The following is a 22,070-nucleotide window of genomic DNA, read 5'->3' as shown; positions in this document are numbered from 1 at the left end:
TCATGGCAGGCTCCGGTGCGCGGTGGCGGCAAGGAAGGCTTCGGTTTCCAGCAGCGCCAGGCGTTCTGGATCCGCAATGCCCTGGCGTGCCCAGATCTGCAGGCCATCGTTGCAGTCGCCCCACGCCGCCACGCGCGCTTTCAATGCGGCGTGGCGTGCCTGCAGCGCGGCCAGTGCCGCGTCGGTGTCGGCGCTGGCGGTGTCTGGCTGCAGCGCATCAAAGGCCGCCTGCGCAAACACGCTGATCGCATCGGGTACCAGCACCTGCGCCTGGTCGATCAGGTAGCGATGCTTGCCTCCGGTCACCCGCCACACCAATGCACGGTCGCGCGAATCGAATTCCTCCACGCCGCGCACGGTCTCGATCACCTCCGGGCCGGACAACGACAGCCGTCCCTCTTCAGACATGATCACCGTGCTGCAGCAGCGGGCGACGATGCCCATGCCGCCGAAGGCGCCGTTGCCACTGCCGATCAGCGCCACGACCGGTACCCCCGCCGCACGCGCACCCAGGGTGGCGCGCATGATTTCGGAAATGGCGATCAGGCCGGCGTTGGCTTCGTGCAGGCGCACCCCACCGGTATCAAGCAGCAGCAGCACGCCATCGGCATGGGTGTCGGCCGCACGGCGCAGCAGGCCGGTCAGCTTGGCGCCATGCACCTCACCCACACCGCCGCCCATGAATTCACCCTGCTGCGCGGCCACCAGCACGCGCTTGCCGCGCAGGCGTCCTTCGCCGACGACGATGCCATCGTCGAAGGCGGCCGGCTGGTCCAGCTGCGCCAAGTGTGGACTGATGGCGCGTTGGGCTGGGCCGAGAAATTCGTGGAACGACCCTGCATCGAGCAGTCCGGCGATGCGCGCGCGGGCATCGGCTTCGTAATAGCTGTTGCGCTGTGCGAGCGTCATGACTGGTCTCCGGCACGCAGGGTCTCTACCGCCTGGTCCAGACGCAGGCTGACCACGGCTGGCGTGGCGCCGGCATCGTTGATCGATACGCGTACATCGCGCAGGGGATGGCGCTGGGCGAAGTCGGCAATCACCGCCTGCCATACCGTGCCGAAGCCGCGCGCGGCGGTGATGATGCGCACCGTCATCGCACCGCCCAGCGCGGCCGGTTCCAGCAGGATTTCCAGGTTGCCCGAGGCCAGTACGCCCACCAGCACTGCATCGGTGGGGAAGCGCACAGGCACCGTGCCGTCGAATCGATAGTCGAGGGTTTCCATGGCGTGCCCCTTACCAGTTGCGGAAGCGCTTGGGTGGGTCGTACAGACCGCCGGACCAGCGCACCAGGTCTTTCACCGAACGCGCGGCAAGAAGATCGCGGCTGGCATCGCGCACGTTGATGCCGAGATCGTCCGGGCGCCGGATCACTCCGCGGTCGCGCAGGTTCTCCACCATCGCGCGGTCCCGGCCCCTGCCCACTGCGGTGTAGCCGGCCACGCCGCGGATCGCCTGCTCGCGTTCTTCCGGGCTGCGGCACAGCAGCAGGTTGGCGATGCCTTCCTCGGTCAGCACATGGCTGACGTCGTCGCCGTAGATCATCACCGGCGGCAGCGGCATGGCCGCGCGCTCGGCCAGTTCCCAGGCATCGAGGCGGTCGACAAAGGCCGGCGCCATGTGCTCGCGGAAGGTCTCCACCATCTGCACCACCAGCTTGCGCCCGCGCGGCATCTCGCCCGGTCGCGCGGCCTGCTGGCCCGCCTTGATCCAGGCGTCGCTGGCATGGCGGCGGCCGCGTGCATCAGAACCCATGTTGGGTGCACCCCCAAAGCCGGCGATGCGGTCGCGCGTTGCGGTGGAGCTGTTGCCCTGCAGGTCGATCTGCAGGGTGGAGCCGATGAACATGTCACACGCGTACAACCCAGCGGTCTGCGAGAACGCACGGTTGGAGCGCATCGAACCATCGGCGCCGGTGAAGAACACATCACCGCGCGCAGCGATGTACTTCTCCATGCCCAGTTCCGAGCCGAACGAGTGCACCGATTTGACGAAGCCCGATTCGATGGCCGGAATCAGCGCCGGGTGCGGGTTGAGCGCCCAGTGCTGGCAGATCCTGCCCTTCAACCCCAGCGATTCGGCGTAGGTCGGCAGCAGCAGTTCGATGGCCGCAGTGTCGAAGCCGATGCCATGGTTGAGGCGGTTGACGCCGTACTCGGCGTAGATGCCCTTGATCGCCATCATCGCCATCAGCACCTGGATCTCGGAGATCTGCGCCGGGTCGCGGGTGAACAGCGGTTCGATGTGGTTCGGGCGTGGCGCCTGCACTACGAAGTTGACCCAGTCAGCGGGGATATCGACGCGGGGCAGGGTGTCGACGATTTCGTTGACCTGGGCGATGACGATGCCGCCACCGAATGCGGTGGCCTCCACGATCACCGGCGTGTCTTCAGTGTTGGGGCCGGTGTAGAGATTGCCGTGGCGGTCGGCGGCCTGCGCCGCGACCAGTGCCACGCGTGGGGTGAGGTCGATGAAGTAGCGACCGAACAGTTCCAGGTAGGTGTGGATGGCACCGATCTGGATGCGCCCTTCGGCCACCAGGTTGGCCAGCCGTACCGACTGCGGCCCGGAGAAGGAGAAGTCCAGCCGGGAGGCGATGCCGCGCTCGAACACATCCAGGTGCGAGGGCAGCGACAGCACCGACTGCACCATGTGCAGGTCATGCACACGTGCCGGGTCGAGGTCGGCAAGCGTCTGGGCGAGGAAGTCGGCCTGCTTCTGGTTGTTGCCCTCCAGGCAGACCTTGTCGCCCGGCTCCAGCAGCGCATGCAGCAGTTCGGCGACATCGCCCGCTGCCACCTCGTGGCCCCTTGCCCATGGCGCGGCGCGTTCCAGCCGCGCCTGGCGGCCCCGCTCCAGCGTGTCCCAGCTCGGGTTCATCGACGGACTTCCGAATGGCGTTGAGATAATTACGCCATAATTACGAAGCGGTGCGCAACCCGCAGCGCAGCAAATCCGGCCGCCTGGCGTGCCGACCAACGGTCGGCACCCACTAAATGGCACCCACGAAAAAGAAGGGCTCGCACAGAGGCGGGCCCATCCAGGTAGGCCACGACCGTTGGTCGTGGCCGGGCGAGAGCATGCCGACCAACGGTCGGCACCCACCGGGTTTCCGCCTCCTCAGAACTTCCAGCGCAGGCTCGCCGCCACGAAGCGCGGTTCGCCGTAGTTGTTGTAGTCCAGGTTCGCCCAGTAGGTCTTGTCCAGCGCGTTGCGCACGCTCAACGTTGCCGTCCAGTTGTCGCTGATGCGGTAGTTGGCGTTGAACTGCACCAGCGCATAGGCCGGCTGGTTCACCGTCACCGTGGTGCCCGTGCCCACCGGGTAGGGGATGTTGTAGCCCTGCACCTTGCTCTGCCACTGCACGCCGGCACCCACGCTCAGGCGTTCCAGCGCGCCGCGCAGCTGCAGCTGGGTATTGAGCTGCAGCAGGTCTTCGGCCGGGTTGGCGTACAGCAGATCGGTGGCCGCACGGGTCACCTTGACGTGGGTATAGCCGGCGTTGACCGTCCAGCCCGGCAGGATCTCGCCGTTGACGTCCACTTCCCAGCCGCGCGCCTTGGTGCCGTTGACGCCGATGTAGGCCGAGCTGCCATCGCTGAGGGAACCTTCCGGCACGCTCATGTCACGTACCGCGTAGTTGTCCTGCTTGGCTTCGAAGATTGCCGCGTTGGCAGTCAAACGGCCATCGAACCACTGGGTTTTCAGGCCCGCTTCCAGGTTCGAGCCCTGCACCGGCGCCAGCAGGTTCTCGTTGCGGTCCTTGTAGTTCTGCGGGTTGAAGATCTCGGTGTAGCTGGCATAGGCCGCCACGTTCGGGGTGATGTCATACACCAGGCCCACGTACGGGGTGACTTCATCGCTCACCTTGTACGCGCCGCTGGTGCCGGTGTAGGCGCCGGTCGCGTTGTAGGCGCGGGTCTGGGTCTGCCAGCGGCTCAGGCGTGCGCCGGCGATCAGCGCCAGCGGATCGGCCAGGCGCAGGCGCGTGGCCAGGTAGAAGCCGCTCTGCGTGGTCTTGGCCACGCGGCGTGCGCCGGTGAGGGTGTAGGTCACCTCGGAGATATCGCCATCCCAGGTGTGCACGTTGGGGATGTAGTAGCAGCGCTCACGGCCACAGGTCGCCCAATCGCGCGGGTAGTTCAGCGCAAGCGTGTTGGTGGTGCCTTCCAGGTCGGCCCACTGCGCGCCCACGGTCACGTCGTGCTCCTGGCCCCACAGGTTGAAGGTGCCGGTCAGGTAGGCGTCGACGTTGCGGCGGGTGTCTTCCGAATCGCCGGCTGCGGTGCGCAGGTAGATGCCTGCACCGGTCACCGGATCGGGGTTGCCGGTGCCGTACAGGCGCATGTTCTGCACGTTGCCGCGGGTGTAGGCGGTGTTGATCTTCAGCAGCCAGTTGTCACTGAAGCGCTGTTCCAGGTTGGCAAATACCGTGCTGGTCTCGCGCTGCCAGTAGCTCCACTTCGGCGCCAGGTTGGTCGAACGCGGCAGATGGGCGAAGTCGCCCTTGCTGTCGAAGAACGGCACGGTGCCCCAGGTTGAACCCACCGGGTTGTTGTCCTGGGTCTGGTAGCCGACGGTGACGGTGGTGCTGTCGGTCACATCGCCTTCCAGCACGGCCATGCCCGCCATCTTGTTCTCTTTGTAGCGGTCGTAATAGAAATCGCGATCGGTGTAGGCGGCGACCACGCGGCTGCGGAAGCGGCCGTCGGCGGTCAGTGGTGCGGTCACATCCGCCTCCATGCGGCGGTAGTCCCAACTGCCGGCGCTGACCGAGAACGAGGCGTCGAACTCCTTGCCCGGTCGTTTGCGCAGCAGGTTCACCGTGGCCGACGGCACGCCCGCGCCGCTGAGCAGGCCGTTGGCGCCGCGGATCACTTCCACCCGGTCGTAGAAGGCGGTGTCGTATTCCTGGTTGGTCGAACCGCTGTAGGTGGGGATGCCGTCCACCTGGAAATCGGTGATGGCAAAGCCGCGCGCGTAGTACAGCGGGCGCTGGGTGTCATAGAAGGACACGCTGACGCCGGTGACATTGCGCATCACGTCGTTGAGGCTGAACAACGATTCGTCCTGCAGGCGCTGCAGGCCGATCACCGTGGACGACTGCGGCGTTTCCTGCAGGGTGATCGGCAGGCGGGTGGTGCTGGACGGCGGCGCGGACTGCTCGGCGCGCACGCTCACCCGGTCCAGGGTCTTGGCGTCGGACGCATCGGCAGCGACTTCGGCAAACGCCGACGGTGCAGCCACGGTGAGGGAGGACAGCAGGGCAACCGGCAGCAGCGCGCGGCGGGGCAGGCGGGTACGGAACGTCGGGGACATGGCGGGCTCGAAGCGTGAAGGCGGGGAAGGGGCGGCAACAGTCGTCCAGCACCCGGGCGGCGGCTTCGGGCACATCAGGTCCATCTGGGAGCGGCGCGGTCACTGCGCAGGATGCAAATGTAAATAATTCTTAACAACATTACAATTCTCGTCACTGAGCAGCGGCTTTGCGACGTGTGGCAGGGATTTCTGTAAAGCCGAGCCCACGCTCGGCTGTTGGCAACCGCGAAGAGCAGCCGAGCGCAGGCTCGGCTCTACAGGTGGGTGCCACGCAAACGCGAACGGCCACCCGAAGGTGGCCGTCCGTTTCCAACCGATGGGAAGCGCAGGGTTACAGCGCCTGCAGTTCCTCGTTGGCGTTGCGCTTTTCCTTGGCCGGTGCCGGTGCCGGTGCCGGCGCGGCCGTCGGTGCCAGGGCCGGCGTCGTACCCGCTTCCACCGGAACCTCCAGGTAGGGCAGGTGCAGGGTCTGGCTGGTCAGCGTGCGGATCTCGTTGGTCAGCGCGGCACTGTCGTTGAGCTTGCGGCCGTACGACGGCACGATCTCGCGCAGGCGCGCTTCCCAGCCGGCCTTCATCTGTTCCGGGAAGGCCTTGGCCATCAGGTCCAGCATGATCGGCGGCGAGGTCGAGGCGCCGGGCGAGGCACCCAGCAGCGCGGCGAGGGTGTGGTCCTTGTCGGTCACGATCTCGGTGCCGAACTGCAGCACCGCGCCCTTCAGCGGATCACGCTTGATGATCTGCACGCGCTGGCCAGCCGTGACCAGCTTCCAGTCGCCCGGCTTGGCGTTGGGGAAGTACTTGACCAGTTCGGCCTGGCGATCGGCGTCGTTGAGGCGCGCCTGGCCCATCAGGTACTGCACCAGGTCCAGGTTGTCCTTGCCCACTTCCAGCATCGGGCCGACATTGTTGTGGTTGACCGACGAATACAGGTCCCACCACGAGCCGTGCTTGAGGAACTTGGTGCTGTACAGCGCGAACGGCCCGAACAGGACCACCGGCTTGCCATCCAGCTTGCGCGCATCCAGGTGTGGCACCGACATCGGCGGCGAGCCGGTTTCGGCCATGCCGTAGGCCTTCACCCCATGGCGCGAAGTCACGTCCTGGCCCTGGAAAGCGAGGAACTGGCCGCCCACCGGGAAGCCGGCGTAATCCTTCGATTCCGGAATGCCCGACATCTGCAGCAGCTTCAGCGCGGCGCCACCGGCACCGATGAACACGAAGCGGGCGTGGGTGGTGGATTCGGTGCCGGCCTTGAGATCCTTCACCGTCACGTTCCAGCTCTTGTCCGCGTTCTGCCGCAGGGCGCTGACCTCATGGTTGAGGTGCAGGCCGAAGTTCGGGCTGTGCTGCAGGCCGGCGGTCAGCTGGCGGGTGATGACGCCGAAGTTGACGTCGGTGCCCAGCGGCATCCAGGTCGCGGCGACCTTCTGCTTCGGGTCGCGGCCTTCCATCAGCAGCGGTGCCCACTGCTTGATCTGCGCCGGGTCCTCGGAGTACTGCATGCCGTAGAACAGCGGGTTCTTCACCAGCGCCTGCTGGCGCTTGTGCAGGTAGGCGATGTTGTCATCGCCCCAGACGAAGCTCATGTGCGGGGTCGGGTTGATGAAGTCGCTGGGCTGGCTCAGCCGGCCTTCCTTCACCTGGTGCGACCAGAACTGGCGCGAGACCTCGAACGATTCGGCGATGCCGACCGCGCGCTTGGTCTCGATGCTGCCATCGGGCAGTTCCGGGGTGTAGTTCAGTTCGGCGAATGCCGAGTGGCCGGTGCCGGCGTTGTTCCAGCCGTCCGAGCTTTCACCGGCGACGCCGTCGAGGCGCTCGTAGACCTGGATGTTCCAGTCCGGCTGCAGTTCCTGCAGGTAGGTGGCCAGGGTGATGCTCATGATGCCGGCGCCGACCAGCACGACATCGACGGGCTTGTCGTTGCTCGCGGCGGGCACCGAGCGCTGGGTCAGCGGCCAGTACAGGAACAGTGCGGCGACCAGCAACAGCAGCACGAGCAGGGCGAGGAGGGCCTTGCCAAATTTCTTCATGGGGGCGGAATCGTTGGCGGGGGGAAGGGGTCAGGATGCGCAAGAAGCAGGGAAAGAGCGTGAAGAAACAACGCCTTGCAGCATTCCATGGGCAATTTTAACCGCATCTGGTCCGATTTTGATGCAACGCAGCATCCGGCGCGCGCGTTCGACCCCATCCCCGGTAGCGCCGGGCCATGCCCGGAGGCTTTTCCCGGCGCCGCGCATCAAGACAGCTCAAGAATCTCGTCACCGGCTTCGTCGATATCGCCGGTCGCCTTCCAGCCCAGATGCCGATAGAAACCATAAGAGCGCGAACGCGGGTCAGCCGAGCAGGCCAGGAACAGGCGGCTATGGCCGGCATCGCGGGTCAGGCTGACCACCTCCTGCAGCAGCTGCCTGCCGATGCCGCGGTCCTCGAATTCCGGCAGCAGGGCCAGTACCAGTACCTCGCCGCTTTCGCGGTCGGCGAAGCAGTAGCCGGCCATGCGCTCGCCATCGCACACGACGCGGCCAATCGAGTCGCCATCGGCGATGCCTGCCGCCCAGCTCTCTTCGGTGATGCCCAGTTCGGCCAGCTGCGCGGCACTGAAGGCGTTCTCGCGGGTGCGCCCGCGCAGGTCGATGCAGGCGGCGGCGTCATCGGGGAGGGCATCGCGGTAGTGGATCGTCATCTGGGAAACCTGTGGTCAAACAGAACCGGGTGAGTGTGGACGACCTGCATGGAGATTGGATGGAGAGACGGGCGGCGGTCTTCATTCACTGCCGATGGTGAAGTACTCCGCCGCGAAGTAGCCCAGTTGGTAGGCCAGTGTCGCTGCGGCCAGCACCAGCTGCATGCGCGCGCTGCGCAGATGCCATCCCAGCGCGGCAACGATGAGCATCAGGGCCGTGTGCACTGGGTAGGCATCGCCCAGCAGCCGCCAGCGGCTTCCTCCCTTGATCGCGGTGTCCACAAGGTCCAGAAGCGTCAATATCGCGATCACCCCGAAGATCCAGCGTCGCCGCTGCATCAGGTAGTGGCCGTAACTGCCGTAGTCGCGCAGGTCGTCGGGAAACAGCAGCGCGCACAGCAGGAACCAGGTCGCGCTGTAGGTGATCACGAACAGATAGGTTTCAAACGTCCAGCGATGCACTTCAACGAGGCGGAACTCCCACCACCAGAACGTGACCAGCGACACCAGCGTCCACATCACCCAGCACAGGTGCAGCGCCGAACAACCACGCCGCTGCGGGTGTTCGATGATCTGCGCCAGCCCCTTCAGCAGGGTGGTGATGGACAGGCCGAGGATGATCCCCATCACCACGCGGATATGCAGGAATACCGGTTCGGTTTCCATCGCCCAGCCCCTCGTCGGTTGCGCCGATCCTTGCACAAAAAGGGGACGGAGGGGATCACGTCGTTTGTGGCATACGCGACGTGATCCCCGCGGTCCCCTTTCTCAGCGCCTGCGCTGCACCAGCGCCGAGGCGGCGTCCAGCACTGCCCGGGTCAGCAGGGCCATCGTCTGCACGTCGCCCTTCCAGTGCTGCCAGTACAGCGGCACGTCTTCCCAAGCACGCTGCCGCACGTACACCAGGCGCCCGGCATCCAGGTGGCGCTTGACCAGTGGCAGCGGGTTCATGGTCCAGCCGAGGCCGCCCAGGTTGGCCTGCACGAAGGCACGGGTGGAGGGAATCCACCAGGTCGGCGCGGTGCTGGGCAGGTCGGCGCCGGCCATGCGCCGGGCAAAGCGTGACTGCATGTCGTCCTTGCGGTTGAACACCAGCACCGGTGCCTGTGCCAGCGCCTGCGCGGTCACGCCCTTGGCGAAATGGCGCTCGCGGAACTCGGGTGTGCAGGTCGCGGCATAGCGGATGCTGCCCAGCGCGTGGATCTGGCAGCCCTGCACGGGCTCGTCCAGGGTCGTCACCGCCCCCAGCACGGTGCCCTGGCGCAGTAGTTCGACGGTGTGGTCCTGGTCCTCCACGCGCAGGTCCAGGGTGGTGCCGGTGCCCTGCGCGAACTGCTGCGCGGCCTGCGGGAACCAGGTCTCCAGGCTGTCGTGGTTCACCGCCACCGGGATGCTGGCCTGCGGCAGGTCCTCGTCGGCCAGGCCCATGCGGTGCAGGGCGTCGTGCTCCAGCAGGGCGGTCTGCTCGGCCAGTTGCACCAGCAGCTGGCCTTCGGCAGTCGCGGTTGCCGGGGTGCCTCGTTTGACCAGCAGGCGACCGATGCGGTCTTCCAGTGCCTTGACCCGCTGCGAAATGGCCGAGGGGGTGACATTGAGCGACTGCGCGGCACGGTCGAAGCTGCCTTCGCGGATCACCGCCGCCAGGGCCCTCAGCTGGGCATGGTCGATGCGCATGGAGATTAAGCTCCGCTAATGTTGGTTTAGTAAGTTTAGCTCGTCTTTTCTATGTTGCGGCGCGACAATGGCGCCCGTTCCGGTGCTGTCCGCCTTCGCGAGGCACCGCTCCCCCCAGCAAGACAAGGTAGTGAATCCCATGTTCTCGGTCATCTCCGCCAGCACCGGCCTTGGTGCCTGGTTCTCTGGTGCAGCCACCGGCATCGGCCTGTTCGCCGTGGTCGGTGCCCAGAGCGCCTTCATCCTGCGCCAGGGCATCCTGCGCAAGCACATCGTGCCGGTGGTCGCCACCTGTGCGGCCATCGATGCGATCTTCATCTTCGCCAGCGTGGCCGGTCTGCGCACGCTGACCACGGCGCTGCCGTGGCTGACCACCGCCGTCCTCTGGACCGGCGTGGCCTTCCTGGCCTGGTATGCGATGAAGTCCGCACGCCGTGCGATTGCTGGTGGCGGCGGCATGGGCGAGGCCGACAGCGACGATGGCAGCCGCCGTGCGGTGCTGATGGCGGCGGTCGGCTTCTCGCTGATCAACCCGCACTTCTGGCTGGACATGATGGTGATCGGCTCCATCGCCGAGAACTTCGGCAATGCGCGCATGGCCTTCGCCGCCGGCGTGGTCACGGCCAGCTGCCTGTGGCTGACCGCGCAGGGCCTGGGCGCGCGCCTGCTGGCGCCGTTGTTCACCAAGCCCAGCACCTGGCGTGTGCTGGACGGCACGATCGCGGTGATCCTCAGCATCCTGGCTCTCACTTTGGCAGTGCGCGGGGTCCATTGACCCGGCGCACGCCCCCCGAACCCACGTCCTGACTCTCTCTCCAAGGTAGTGGTAACGACGGCACCGGCAACGGTGCCGTCGTTTTTTCTGCTCACTGGCAGATGCGTCGCTTGGTTGCCTAGAATCGGCCTGCGGACAAGGCGTCCGTTTCCAAGGGGGAAGGATGCGCAGGACTGTGCTTGCCGTGCTGCTGTGCACGGTGGTGGGTGGGGCGACGGCGGGGGCCGGCGGGGTCGATCTGGATCGCTATCTGCGGCAGGAAGCATTTACCGACATCAGGATTTCGCCCGGGGGCGAGTATGTGGCTGCTACGGTCCCGATCGAGGCGGGCACCGCGCTGGCGATCTACCGGATCGCCGACATGAAAATGGTCGGCACGTTCCGGCCCCCCCGCAACAACCATGCCCACACCTTTGACTGGGTCAGCAATGACCGTCTGCTGGTGGGAATGGCGCAGAAGTTCGGCGTGCTTGATCGCCCCGCGCTCACCGGCGAACTGTTCGGCATCAATGCCGATGGCAAGGGCGGTGAACTGCTGGTGGGCTACCGCACGGCTGAAACCGGCCTGGGCACCAACATCAAGGTCAAGCCGGCCGGCATGGTGGCCGCGTTCCTCACCGATGAATTGAAGGATGACGACCGCAACGTTCTGGTTGCAGTGACCCCGTTCACGGCCAACGCCTTCACCCAGCTGGAGCGGATGGACGTGAACACCGGTCGTCGCAATGCCGTGGTGCGGGCGCCGATCGCCCGGGCGGAATTCACTACCGATGCCCAGGGTGAAGTGCGCTTTGCCTACGGTTCCGGCGCCGACGAGACGAACAAGAAGCTCTATTACCGCGCAGGCGCCAGCAGCGAATGGGTGCTGCTGAACGATGCGGCGCTCAGCCGGCGCGTCGAAGCTGCTATCGGCTTCTCGGCGGATGGTCGCCTGGCCTACCTGCAGGTGGAGCAGGCCGAGGGGCCCGATGCCATCGTCAGTTGGGACCCGCAGAGCAACGAGCGCCGCGTGGTGCTGCGCGACGAAGTGGTCGATCCACATCGGATCATCTTCCGTCCGGGAACCCGGGTTCCGGTGGGGGCGGAGTTCCTCGGTGACAGCCCACGAGCGCGCTTCTTCGACGAAGCGTCGGCCGATGCGCGCCTGTACCGCAGCCTCGAGGCCGGGCTTGGCGGGCCCGTATACATCACGTCCAGCACCCGCGATGGCCGCACGGTGCTGGTGGAGTCGCACTCCGCGCGCAACCCGGGTGACTTCTATCTGTACGACACCATCGACAAGAAGGCGCGCCACCTCATCAGTCGAAGTGACTGGATCGATCCGGCGCAGAGCGCCATCGTCCAACCGGTCAGCCTGAAGGCGCGCGACGGGCTGGCACTGCACGGCTTCCTCACCTTGCCGGCAGGCCAACCAGCCGCCGGCCTGCCCATGGTGGTGATGCCACATGGCGGGCCGATCGGGATCTTCGACGACGGAACGTACGACGTGGATGCGCAGATGCTGGCTGCTGCTGGCTATGCCGTGCTGCAGGTGAACTACCGTGGTTCGGCCAACTATGGGCGAGCGCACACCCAGGCTGCGAAGCTGCAGTGGGGACGGGCGATGCAGGACGATGTCACCGATGCCACGCGCTGGGCCATCGCTGAAGGCATCGCCGACAAGAGCCGCATCTGCATCTACGGCGGCAGCTACGGTGCCTATGCGGCGATGATGGGCCCAGTGCGTGAGCCCGATCTGTATCGCTGCGCTGCAGGCTATGTCGGCGTCTATGACCTGCCATTGATGTACGCCCGCGGTGATATCCAGGATGATGCGTCCGGTTTGACCTACCTGCGGGAATGGGTCGGCCGGCCGAAGGAACTGGTCGAGCAGTCACCGGTCAACCTCGCCGCACGGATCCGCGTGCCGGTGCTGCTGGCCGCCGGTCGCGAAGACCAGCGCGCACCGGTGGTGCATACCGAACGCATGGAGGCGGCGCTGAAGCAGGCCGGCACACCGGTGCAGGCTCTCTACTACAAGAACGAGGGGCATGGTCTGTACAACCTGGCCAATCAACGCGACTACTACGGTCACCTGCTGGCGTTCCTGTCGCGCAGCCTGGGGGGAGCCACGGCACAGACGCGGGACAGCGGTTCCGCGCAGAAGGCACCCTGAGCCTGGCGACGACGCGCTCGTCACTGGCGCAGCCGTCGTCGGCCTGCATAGAATCGGCCAGGCTGGACAGGGTGTCCGGGCAGGGAGGGGGAAGGATGCGCAGGACTGTACTTGCCGCGTTGTTGTGCGCGGCGGTGGGCGGGACGTCGGCGGGCACCGGCGGGGTGGACCTGGAGAAGTACCTGAAACCAGAGTCGTTTTCGGACGTCAAGCTGTCGCCGGGGGGCGACTATGTGGCCGGCACCGTACCGCTGGACGATTCCACCGCGCTGGTCATCCTGCGCACGTCCGACCGCAAGCCTGCGGGAGTGTTCCGTCCGCAGGCGAAGAACCATGCCAACAGTTTCGAATGGGTAAGCAATGATCGCCTGCTGGTCGGCCTGGCCGAGAAGCTGGGCGCGCTGGATACCCCGCAACCGACCGGCGAACTCTACGGCGTCAATGTCGATGGCAAGGGCGGCGAACTGCTGGTCGGCTACCGCGTGCAGGGCCGTGGGCTGGGCACGCGCATCCAACCGAAGAAGGTCGAGGCGGTCGCGGCGTTCCTCACCGACGAGCTGCCCGGCGATGACCGCAATGTACTGATCGCGGTGTGGCCGTTTGCCGATGATCCCTATACCCGCGTGGAGCGGCTGGATGTGGTCAGCGGGCGCCGCGTGCGCGTTTCCGGCTCACCGGTGCAGCGCGCCGGATTCACCACCGATGACAAGGGCGAAGTGCGTTTCGCCCTCGGTGCGGCGTCGGACAACGTCCAGAAGCTGTACTACCGTGCCGGCACCAACGCGCAGTGGTCGCTGGTCAATGACGAGTCACTCAGCCACAGGGTCGAGGGCGCGCTGGGCTTTTCCGAGGATGGCACGCTGGCTTACCTGCAGGTCGAGCAGCCCAGCGGCCCCGACACCATCGTCAGCTGGAATCCGCAGACCGGCGAACGGCGTGAGGTGCTGCGGGATGCAGTGGTCGATCCTTCAGCGATCATCCGTCGCCCGGGTACCCGCGTGCCCGTAGGTGCGCTGTACCTGGGGGATACACCGCGCACCCGGTTCTTCGATGAAAAGGGTGCCGATGCCCGTCAGTACCGCAGCTTGGAAGCAGCGTTCGGTGGCCCGGTATTCATCACCTCCAGTACCCGCGATGGCGGCAAGGTGGTGGTGCAGACGTGGTCGGGCAGCAACCCCGGCGATTTCTACCTGTTCGATACCCGCGCCAAGGCCGCCGAACATCTGGTCAGCCGCAGCGAGTGGATCGATCCCAAGCTGGCCGCCAGCGTGCGTCCGTTCTCGTTGAAGGCGCGCGACGGTACGGCACTGCATGGCTTCCTGACGTTGCCCAACGGCAGCAGTGGCCGCAATCTTCCGTTGGTCGTGGTGCCACACGGTGGCCCCATCGGCGTTTTCGACAGCGGCGGTTACGACCCGGAATCGCAGATGCTGGCAGCGGCCGGCTATGCCGTGCTGAAGGTCAACTTCCGTGGTTCGTCCAACTACGGCCGTGCCTTCACCCAGGCCGGCGCCAGGCAGTGGGGCGCGGCCATGCAGGACGATGTGACCGATGCTACGCGCTGGGCCATCGCCGAAGGCATCGCCGACAACAGCCGCATCTGCATCTACGGTGCCAGCTACGGTGCATATGCGGCAATGATGGGCCCGGTACGCGAGCCGGGGTTGTACCAGTGTGCGGCCGGCTATGTCGGCGTGTACGACCTGCCGCTGATGTTCAGCAATGACGCCCAGTCCAGCGATTCGGCCATGACCTGGCAGCGCGAATGGGTGGGTGATCCGAAGACATTGGGTGCCAGTTCACCGGTGAACCTGGCCAAACAGGTGAAAGTGCCGGTGTTCCTTGCTGCAGGTGGCGAAGACACACGCGCGCCGATCAAGCACACCGAGCGCATGGAAGCCGCGCTGAAGGCGGCCGGCTCGCCGGTGGAGAGCCTGTATTACCGCACCGAGGGCCATGGATTCTACCGGCCAGAGCACCAGCGCGAGTACTACAGCAGGCTGCTGGCCTTCCTGTCGCGCAGCCTGGGCGGCAGCACCGCCAACGCCAGTCCAGCCGCAGGTGCTGACAAGGCGCCGTGAAGCAGACCCGCCGCGATCAGCGGACCCGGTGCCGGGCAGGGGGAGCCCGGCTTCAAGGAGGACGTCATGAAGCATGCAAGGGTACTGGCCGCGTTGGTGGCCATCTGCGGCGCGGGTGGGGTGTGTGCTGCGGAGGTTTCGCTGGACGGCTATGTGCGTCGGGCAGAGTTCAATGACATCCAGCTCTCGCCCACCGGCGAGTACCTGGCCATGACCTTGCCGCTGGAGGGAGCGACCGCTGTGGCGGTCCTGCGTACCGACACGATGGAGCTCGTCGGCAATTTCCGACCGCCACGCAACAATCATGCAGCCGAGGTCGACTGGGTGAGTGACACCCGCCTGCTGATCGGGCTGGCCGAAAAATGGGGGCCGCTGGACCAACCGCGGCCGACGGGCGAGTTGTATGCCATCGATGCCAATGGCAAACGCGGTGATCTGCTGGTCGGCTATCGCGCCCGCCCGGATGAGCCCGGCTTCGTGACCGGGCGCGTGGTCGAGCCGGTCGCCGCCTTCCTGACCGATCCGTTGCCTGCCGACGAACGCAACGTGTTGATCTCGTTGTGGCCATTTGCCAACGATACCAATACGCGGCTGGAGCGGATGGACGTCATCACCGGGCGCCGCATCCCGGTCTCGCGTTCACCGGTGCAGCGCGCGACGTTCACTACCGACAATCAAGGTGAACTGCGCTTCGCCCACGGTGCCGCCGCCGACAACGTCAACAAGCTCTACTATCGCCAGGAGCGCGATCGCTGGACGTTGATCAACGACGAAGGCAACAGCCACCGCATCGAGCGCCCGATCGGCTTCTCTGCCGACAACCGCTTGGCTTACCTGGTGGTGGAACAGGCCCGCGGCCCGGACGCGGTGGTCAGCTGGGACCCGGTCAGCGGGGAGCGGCGTACGCTGCTGCAGGACGATACCGTTGACCCTACCCGCGTGGTCTACCAACCTGGCACGCGCGTACCGGTGGGCATCCAGTTCGTCGGCGCTGCTACGCGCACGGCGTTCTTCGATGAGCAGTCGCCGACCGCCAGCATCCAGCGCAAGCTTGAAAAGGCGTTTCCAGGGCAGGTGGTGAGCCTGGTCTCCGGCACCCGTGACAACACGCGGCTGCTGATCAAGGTGAGCTCGGCGACCAATCCAGGCGACTATTTCCTGTACACCACCGCCACCCGCAACGCCGCTTTTCTCACCAGTCGTCATCGCTGGTTTGATCGCGAGGGAGGTGCCAGCGTGCGTCCGGTCACCCTGGCTGCGCGCGATGGCCTGCCGCTGCATGGCTTCCTGACCTTGCCCAAGGGCAGTGATGGCCGCAACCTGCCGATGGTGGTGGTCCCGCATGGTGGCCCGATCGGTGTATTCGATGACGGTGGTTTCGAGCGCGAGAACCAAATGCTGGCCGACGGCGGTTATGCGGTGCTGCAGGTCAACTTCCGTGGCTCGGGCAACTACGGCCGTGCACATACCCAGGCGGCAGCCCAGCAATGGGGCCGTGCGATGCAGGACGATGTGACCGACGCCACCCGTTGGGCGATCAGCCAAGGTATCGCCGACAGCGGACGCATCTGCATCTACGGCGCCAGCTACGGTGCGTACTCAGCCATGATGGGCGTCGTGCGCGAGCCCGGGCTGTACCGGTGCGCGGCAGGCTATGTCGGCGTGTACGACCTGCCGTTGATGTTCAAGCGCGGCGATATCCAGGATCGTGCGTCGGGCGTGACGTACCTGCAGCAGTGGCTGGGCGACCCGGCCACGTTGGCGGCGGTGTCGCCGGTCAATCTGGCGGCGGGCATCAAGGTGCCGGTGCTGCTGGCCGCTGGTCGGGAAGACCTGCGCGCGCCCGTGCAGCACACCGAGCGCATGGAGGCCGCGTTGAAGCAGGCCGGCGTACCGGTGGAAGCGGTGTACTACCCACGCGAGGGGCATGGCCTGTACAGCGAAGCGAACCAGCGCGATTACTACACCCGCTTGCTTGCCTTCCTGTCGCGCAGCCTGGGGGGCGGTACGGCCGCCGCCGCGACGGCTTCGAGCAAGGTCAAGGCACCCTGAAACACGCGCGGCGGCAACCATCATGGTTACCGCCGCAGTGAGCGGGTGTCACTTCACCCCATGCATCATCCGCTTCAGCAACGGCGCGGCGATGAAGGCCAGCACCGCGCAGCCCAGGCCGATCCACATCAGCAGCCAGAACAGGTGCGCATAGGCGCCGGCGGCCGCGACCATGTCCAGCGCCTCGCCTTCGGGCACGTCAATCGCCGCCAGTTTGCCGAACAGCGCGGCCAGCGTTTCGGAGAACGCGGTGGCGAGGAACCAGGTACCCATCATCAGGCTCATCACCCGCGGCACGGCCAACTGGGTCACCGCCGACAGGCCCACCGGCGACAGGCACATCTCGCCGCTTGCCAGCAGGAAGTAGGCCAGTACCAGCCACCATACGCTGGCCATCTCGCCGGTGGCGCCGACCTGCTGCGCGGCCAGCGCCAGCGGCACGAACGACAACGCACCGATCACCAGGCCCCAGGCCGACTTCACCGGCTTGCCCGGCTCCCAGCCACGGCGGTCCATCCACGTCCACAGCGCGGCGAAGGCCGGTGCCAGCAGCACCAGGAACAGGCCGCCAAGATAGGTGAGCGAGCCGGCAGTCTGCGGAATCACCAGGCAGTCGCGCACCAGCAGCACCAGCATCAGCGCGACGATGGCGATGAAGAACGTACGCGGCGCAGCAGAACCAGGGCGGCGTTCGGACAGCCGCGCGCTGACCACGAAGCCGAGCGGCGCCAGCAGCAGCGAGATGATCGACCACGGCAGCGGGGTGCCGTCGGTGATCACCAGCGCCGGCACGATGTCCTTGGTCAGCAGGCGGTCGGTGAAGGTCACCCACGAGCCGTAGGACTGCTCGTACATCGTGAAGAACACCAGCGCCATGAAGATCAGCACCATCAGCGCGATCATCTGCTGGCGCTGTACCGGCGTGCACTTGGTGCCGGTGAACCAGGCGAACCAGACCAGCACGCCGCCCAGCACCACCAGCATCAGCATCAGTGCCAGGCTGATTTCACCACCCAGCGCGAAGGCGCCGTTGCCAGCCGCCCACATCAGCCACGCCACCGGCAGCACGCCGATCACCGCGCACAGGTAGATCAGCCATTCGCGCGGCAGGCCCAGTACCTTCTGCTTCAACGTGGCCGGCTGCGGCGGCTCGGCGTGGCCCTGCAGGTATTTCTGGCCCCACAGGAACATCGCCAGGCCAGCGATCATGCCGATGCCGGCCGCACCGAAACCGTATTTCCAGCCGTAGACCTCACCGAGGAAACCGCACACCAGCGAGGAGAACAGGGCGCCCAGGTTGATGCCGGCATAGAACAGCGAGAAGCCCGAATCGCGACGCGGATCGTCCTGCGGGTAGAGCTTGCCGACGATGGTGGAGATGTTCGGCTTGAGGAAGCCGACGCCCATGATGATCAGCGCCAGCGACAGGTAGGTCACTGCCAGTGCCGAGGTGTCGCGCACCACTTCGCCGTTGACCCGGTACGCCGCGTGGCCTTCAAAGGCCATGCCCAGATGGCCCAGCACCAGCAGGATGCCACCGAACAACACCGCCCGGCGCATGCCCAGCCAGCGGTCGGCCAGCATGCCGCCGAACACCGGGATGCAGTAGACCAGGCCGCCGTAGGCACCGAGCAGGTCCAGCCCGGCCTTGTCACCGAACAGGTGGTACTTGGTCAGGTACAGCAGCAGCAGCGCCTTCATGCCGTAGAAGGAGAAGCGCTCCCACATTTCGGTGAAGAAGCAGACGTAGACGCCCTTGGGATGGCCCAGGAAGTCATCGGAAGCGATAGCAGTGGAATTCATCGCGGAATTATAGGCGTGTACCCGCTTTCAGTAGATCCACGCCATGCGTGGATGGCCGCCCCGGTGCATGGCCTACAGGTACCGCAACCAGGCAAGATCGCGTCGCCGTGCCTTGAACCGCGCGAACGCCCGCGTCGGCGGGTACAGCACCACCGCCAGTGCGCAGGCGACCAGCAGCAGGCCGGCCACCGAATCCAGCGCGTACAGGCTGCCGTGGGTGGGGCCCCAGGTTGCCAGCGCGGCCAGGTACAGCAGCTTCAGCACGTACAGGTGCAGCAGGTAGAAGAACATCGGCGCTGCGCCGATATCGGCCAGCGGCCGCAGCGCACGCGCCAGTGGCGGCCACTCGTACAGCCGCAACAGCAGCAGGCCCACGCCCAGTGTCAGCAGCAGGAACTGCAGCGAGGGCGGGTACTTGGTGATGTTGAACACGCTCATCCACGTGTGCAGCGTGGTCTGCTGGTACTGCCAGGGCGCGTCGCCATACTGGTTGGCGAAGCGCAGCAGGGCGAAGGCGGCCAGCGCGCCCAGCCCGACCCACAGCAGCCGCTGCCGGCGCTGTTCCGGATCGCTGCCGGCAGCGAACCACGGCGCCATCAGGTAGCCCAGCGCGATCACCCCGATCCACGGCAGTACCGGGTAGGAGGTACGCAAGCGCAGTGCTCCCGCCTCGATCCAGTCGCGCTGGTGCAGCACTTTCCACAGCACCGCGAGGGCGCTGTCGTCTTGCACGCGTACGCCATCCAACAGGTTGTGGCCGACCACCAGCGCCACCGCCAGCACCGCCAGCACCGGCCGCGGCAGCCACAGCAGGCCGGCCAGCGCGATCATGCTCAGGCCGATGGCCCAGATCACCTGCAGGTACAGCGTGTCCGGCGGGAACTGGAAGGTCCAGGCGAAGTTGACCAGGGTCAGTTCCAGCACCATCAGGAACAGGCCGCGCTTGAGCAGGAAGGCGGCGATGGCGTGGCGCGGGTCGGCCTGGCGTTGACCATACAGCCACGCCGACAGGCCGGTCAGCAGCACGAACACCGGTGCGCACAGGTGCGCCAGCAGGCGGCAGGCGAACAGGGCAGGGGACACGGTCGCCGCGTCCATCGGGTCGCTCACCTGGTACTGCAGGAAGAACGTCTCGCGCACATGGTCGAGCAGCATCAGCAGCATCACGGTGCCGCGCAGCTGGTCGATGGAGGCCAGCCGGGACGAGGCGGAAGGGGGCATGCAATCGGACAGGTACGGATCAATCGAAAGTTATATCATATCGTTTGCAGGGCGCCCACTCAGGCTTTGCCGCATCGGTTGGCTGGCGGTGCCCGTGCGGGCCTGTGCTTGTTCCATGCTCGGCCCCCATCCTTTGGCACGCTGGACTTGCTGCCCCCTGAACGCTAGCGTGGCAGGGATTTTTTGCCAGCAGGGGCTTTCATGAACCATGACGCTGCGCCCAAGCAGCTCACTTTCCGCGCGGTGGTCCTTGCCATCGTGCTGGCGGTGGTGCTGTCGGCCGCAAACGCCTACCTCGGTCTGTTCGCAGGCCTGACCATCGCCACCGCGATTCCCGCCGCGGTCATTTCCATGGGCGTGCTGCGCCTGCTGGGTGGCGGCTCCATCCTTGAGAACAACATCGTGCAGACCGGCGCTTCGGCCGGTTCGTCGATCGCTGCCGGTGTGATCTTCACCATCCCCGCGCTGGTGATCATGGGCTACTGGCCGGACTTCAAGTACTGGTGGGTGCTGGGCATCGCCGGTCTCGGTGGCCTGCTGGGCGTGCTGTTCTCGGTGCCGCTGCGCCGTTCGATGATCGTCGAAGACCCGCTTCCGTTCCCGGAAGGCAAGGCGGCGGCTGAAGTGCTCAAGGCTGGTGAGAACCCCGGCCCGGGCCTGAAGATCCTTGGCCTGTCGGCGGTGATCGGCGCGTTCGTGAAGCTGGCCGCGGAAAGCGGCATGCGCCTGATCCCCGATGCCTGGGCGACCTCGGCCTATGTCGGCAGCTCCAAGGTCACCGCCTTCATCGGCACCAACCTGTCGCCGGCCCTGCTGGGCGTGGGCTACATCGTTGGCCTGAATGTCGGCATCGTGGTGGTGTCCGGCTCGATCCTGACCTGGCACATCGCCATTCCGATCTACCAGGCGTTCTTCATGAACACCGATCCGGCGCTGGCCGCCTCGATCGCCACCGCCTCGTCCACCGAAGCGGCGTTCGCCATCTGGGGCGCGAAGATGCGTTACCTGGGTGTCGGCGCAATGCTGATCGGCGGCATCTGGACCCTGATCTCGCTGCGCAAGTCGCTGCTCAACGGCGTCAAGAGCGGCTTTGCGGCCGCGCGCAAGAGCGGTGGCCCGGTACTGGCGCACACCGAGCGCGACCTGCCGATGAAGTGGATGCTGGTGGCCCTGGTGGTGTTCACCCTGCCGCTGCTGGCGCTGTACCAGGCCATCGTCGGCCAGTGGCACGTGTCGATCCCGATGACCCTCATCATGATCGTCGCCGGCTTCCTGTTCGTGTCGGTGTCGGCCTACCTGGCGGGCCTGATCGGCTCGTCCAACAACCCGGTCTCGGGCATCACCATCTCCACCATCCTGTTTGCTTCGGCGGTGCTGGTACTGCTGCTGGGCAAGGACGGCCTGCAGCCGGTCGGTGCCTTCGGTGCGCCGCTGGGTGCGGTGGCCGCGATCATGATCGGCGCGGTGGTGTGCTGTGCCGCCGCCGTGGGTGGTGACAACCTGCAGGACCTCAAGGCCGGCTACATCGTCGGTGCCACCCCGTGGAAGCAGCAGCTGATGCTGGGCATCGGTGCGTTCTCCTGCGCGCTGATCATGGCCCCGGTGCTGAACCTGCTGGCCACCGCGTACGGCATCGGCGTCAAGTCGGAGCTGCATCCGAATGCGCTGGCTGCACCGCAGGCGAACCTGATGGCCTCGGTGGCCAAGGGGCTGTTCGGCGGCGAGTTGCCGTGGACCTTCATCGGCATCGGTGCCGTGGTCGGTGCCGCCATCATCGCCTTCGACAGCTGGCTGAAGTCGCGCAATTCGCGCTTCCGCGTGCCGGTGCTGGCCGCGGCGATCGGCATCTACCTGCCGCTGGAACTGATGGTGCCGATCTTCCTCGGTGGCCTGATCTCCTACCTGGTCGAGCGCTTCCACAAGGTGCGCGCCGATGACGAAGAAGGCCGCGACCGCGTGCACAAGCCGGGCGTGCTGTTCGCTGCCGGCCTGATCACCGGTGAGGCGCTGATGGGTATCGCCATCGCCGTGCCGATCGTGGTCAGCAGCCGTGCCGACGTGCTGGCCGTACCGTTCCACCTGCCGGCCGCGCAGTGGATCGGCCTGGCCGTGCTGTTCCTGGTGGGCTGGCTGATCTACCGCACCGGCAAGTACGCCAAGGCGTAAGGGACGGGTTGTGCCGGCCGTTGGCCGGCAATCCCGGAATCCCGTGATACCCCTGGTTGCCGGCCAGCGGCTGGCACTACCGCAAACCGCGCTTCGGCGCGGTTTGCTTTTTCTGGCGGCATCTCGTTCCCGGCCA

15 protein-coding genes are annotated in these 22,070 nt (G+C 66.2%); 5 read left to right on the top strand and 10 right to left on the bottom strand.

All coding sequences use genetic code 11. The features are described from left to right. From HUT07_RS13860 to HUT07_RS13825, 8 genes are all read right to left on the bottom strand, one after another. Window positions 1-909, bottom strand: coding sequence for a biotin-independent malonate decarboxylase subunit beta (locus HUT07_RS13860; RefSeq protein ID WP_176021412.1), 909 nt, complete (start codon window positions 907-909; stop codon window positions 1-3). Next, the gene (gene mdcC, locus HUT07_RS13855; protein WP_176021411.1) at window positions 906-1,226 is read right to left on the bottom strand and encodes a malonate decarboxylase acyl carrier protein; all 321 of its coding nucleotides are present in this window, start codon (window positions 1,224-1,226) and stop codon (window positions 906-908) included. The genes HUT07_RS13860 and mdcC overlap by 4 nt, the downstream gene beginning before the upstream one ends. Window positions 1,227-1,236: 10 nt before the next feature. Next, window positions 1,237-2,880 (bottom strand): malonate decarboxylase subunit alpha, encoded by a 1,644-nt coding sequence (gene mdcA / locus HUT07_RS13850; protein WP_176021410.1) that lies wholly within the window; start codon window positions 2,878-2,880, stop codon window positions 1,237-1,239. Window positions 2,881-3,120: 240 nt separating this feature from the next. After that, window positions 3,121-5,319 carry a TonB-dependent siderophore receptor gene (locus HUT07_RS13845; RefSeq protein ID WP_176021409.1) on the bottom strand — a complete coding sequence of 733 codons (2,199 nt, stop codon included), beginning with the start codon at window positions 5,317-5,319 and terminating at the stop codon, window positions 3,121-3,123. Window positions 5,320-5,650: 331 nt separating this feature from the next. Next, on the bottom strand, window positions 5,651-7,354 hold the full coding sequence (gene mqo / locus HUT07_RS13840) for a malate dehydrogenase (quinone) (RefSeq protein WP_176021408.1): 1,704 nt from the start codon (window positions 7,352-7,354) through the stop codon (window positions 5,651-5,653). A gap of 206 nt (window positions 7,355-7,560) precedes the next feature. Further along, window positions 7,561-8,007 (bottom strand): GNAT family N-acetyltransferase, encoded by a 447-nt coding sequence (locus tag HUT07_RS13835; RefSeq protein WP_176021407.1) that lies wholly within the window; start codon window positions 8,005-8,007, stop codon window positions 7,561-7,563. An 81-nt stretch (window positions 8,008-8,088) separates the two neighbouring features. Beyond that, window positions 8,089-8,673, bottom strand: a complete 585-nt coding sequence (locus HUT07_RS13830; protein WP_176021406.1) for a hypothetical protein — start codon at window positions 8,671-8,673, stop codon at window positions 8,089-8,091. Between the two features lie 102 nt (window positions 8,674-8,775). Further along, window positions 8,776-9,681: a LysR family transcriptional regulator ArgP gene (locus tag HUT07_RS13825; RefSeq protein WP_100551831.1), complete on the bottom strand. Its 906-nt coding sequence runs from the start codon at window positions 9,679-9,681 to the stop codon at window positions 8,776-8,778. 139 nt (window positions 9,682-9,820) lie between these two features. Here HUT07_RS13825 and HUT07_RS13820 point away from each other — a divergent pair, with 139 nt between their 5' ends. The 4 genes from HUT07_RS13820 (at window position 9,821) to HUT07_RS13805 (ending at window position 16,744) form a co-directional block, all read left to right on the top strand. After that, window positions 9,821-10,456: a LysE family transporter gene (locus HUT07_RS13820; RefSeq protein ID WP_025873889.1), complete on the top strand. Its 636-nt coding sequence runs from the start codon at window positions 9,821-9,823 to the stop codon at window positions 10,454-10,456. 163 nt (window positions 10,457-10,619) lie between these two features. Continuing rightward, window positions 10,620-12,611: a S9 family peptidase gene (locus tag HUT07_RS13815; protein ID WP_176021405.1), complete on the top strand. Its 1,992-nt coding sequence runs from the start codon at window positions 10,620-10,622 to the stop codon at window positions 12,609-12,611. A 95-nt stretch (window positions 12,612-12,706) separates the two neighbouring features. Further along, window positions 12,707-14,692, top strand: a complete 1,986-nt coding sequence (locus tag HUT07_RS13810; protein WP_176021404.1) for a S9 family peptidase — start codon at window positions 12,707-12,709, stop codon at window positions 14,690-14,692. A gap of 66 nt (window positions 14,693-14,758) precedes the next feature. After that, a complete protein-coding gene (locus HUT07_RS13805; protein ID WP_176021403.1) occupies window positions 14,759-16,744 on the top strand; it encodes a prolyl oligopeptidase family serine peptidase in 1,986 nt (661 codons plus the stop codon). 48 nt (window positions 16,745-16,792) lie between these two features. Here HUT07_RS13805 and HUT07_RS13800 read toward each other — a convergent pair whose 3' ends face one another. Both HUT07_RS13800 and HUT07_RS13795 read right to left on the bottom strand, forming a co-directional pair. Continuing rightward, window positions 16,793-18,547 carry an oligopeptide:H+ symporter gene (locus tag HUT07_RS13800; protein WP_176021402.1) on the bottom strand — a complete coding sequence of 585 codons (1,755 nt, stop codon included), beginning with the start codon at window positions 18,545-18,547 and terminating at the stop codon, window positions 16,793-16,795. 72 nt (window positions 18,548-18,619) lie between these two features. After that, window positions 18,620-19,768, bottom strand: coding sequence for a heparan-alpha-glucosaminide N-acetyltransferase domain-containing protein (locus HUT07_RS13795; RefSeq protein WP_176021401.1), 1,149 nt, complete (start codon window positions 19,766-19,768; stop codon window positions 18,620-18,622). A 201-nt stretch (window positions 19,769-19,969) separates the two neighbouring features. On the opposite strand from HUT07_RS13795, the gene HUT07_RS13790 reads away from it, so the two are divergent. Beyond that, a complete protein-coding gene (locus tag HUT07_RS13790) occupies window positions 19,970-21,934 on the top strand; it encodes an oligopeptide transporter, OPT family (RefSeq protein ID WP_176021400.1) in 1,965 nt (654 codons plus the stop codon). The last annotated feature ends 136 nt before the right edge of the window (window positions 21,935-22,070 follow it).

This window comes from Stenotrophomonas sp. NA06056 (assembly GCF_013364355.1).
GTDB lineage: Bacteria > Pseudomonadota > Gammaproteobacteria > Xanthomonadales > Xanthomonadaceae > Stenotrophomonas.
The sequence above is the reverse complement of the archived record's forward strand: the minus strand, read 5'-3'. Positions and strand labels throughout refer to the sequence as shown.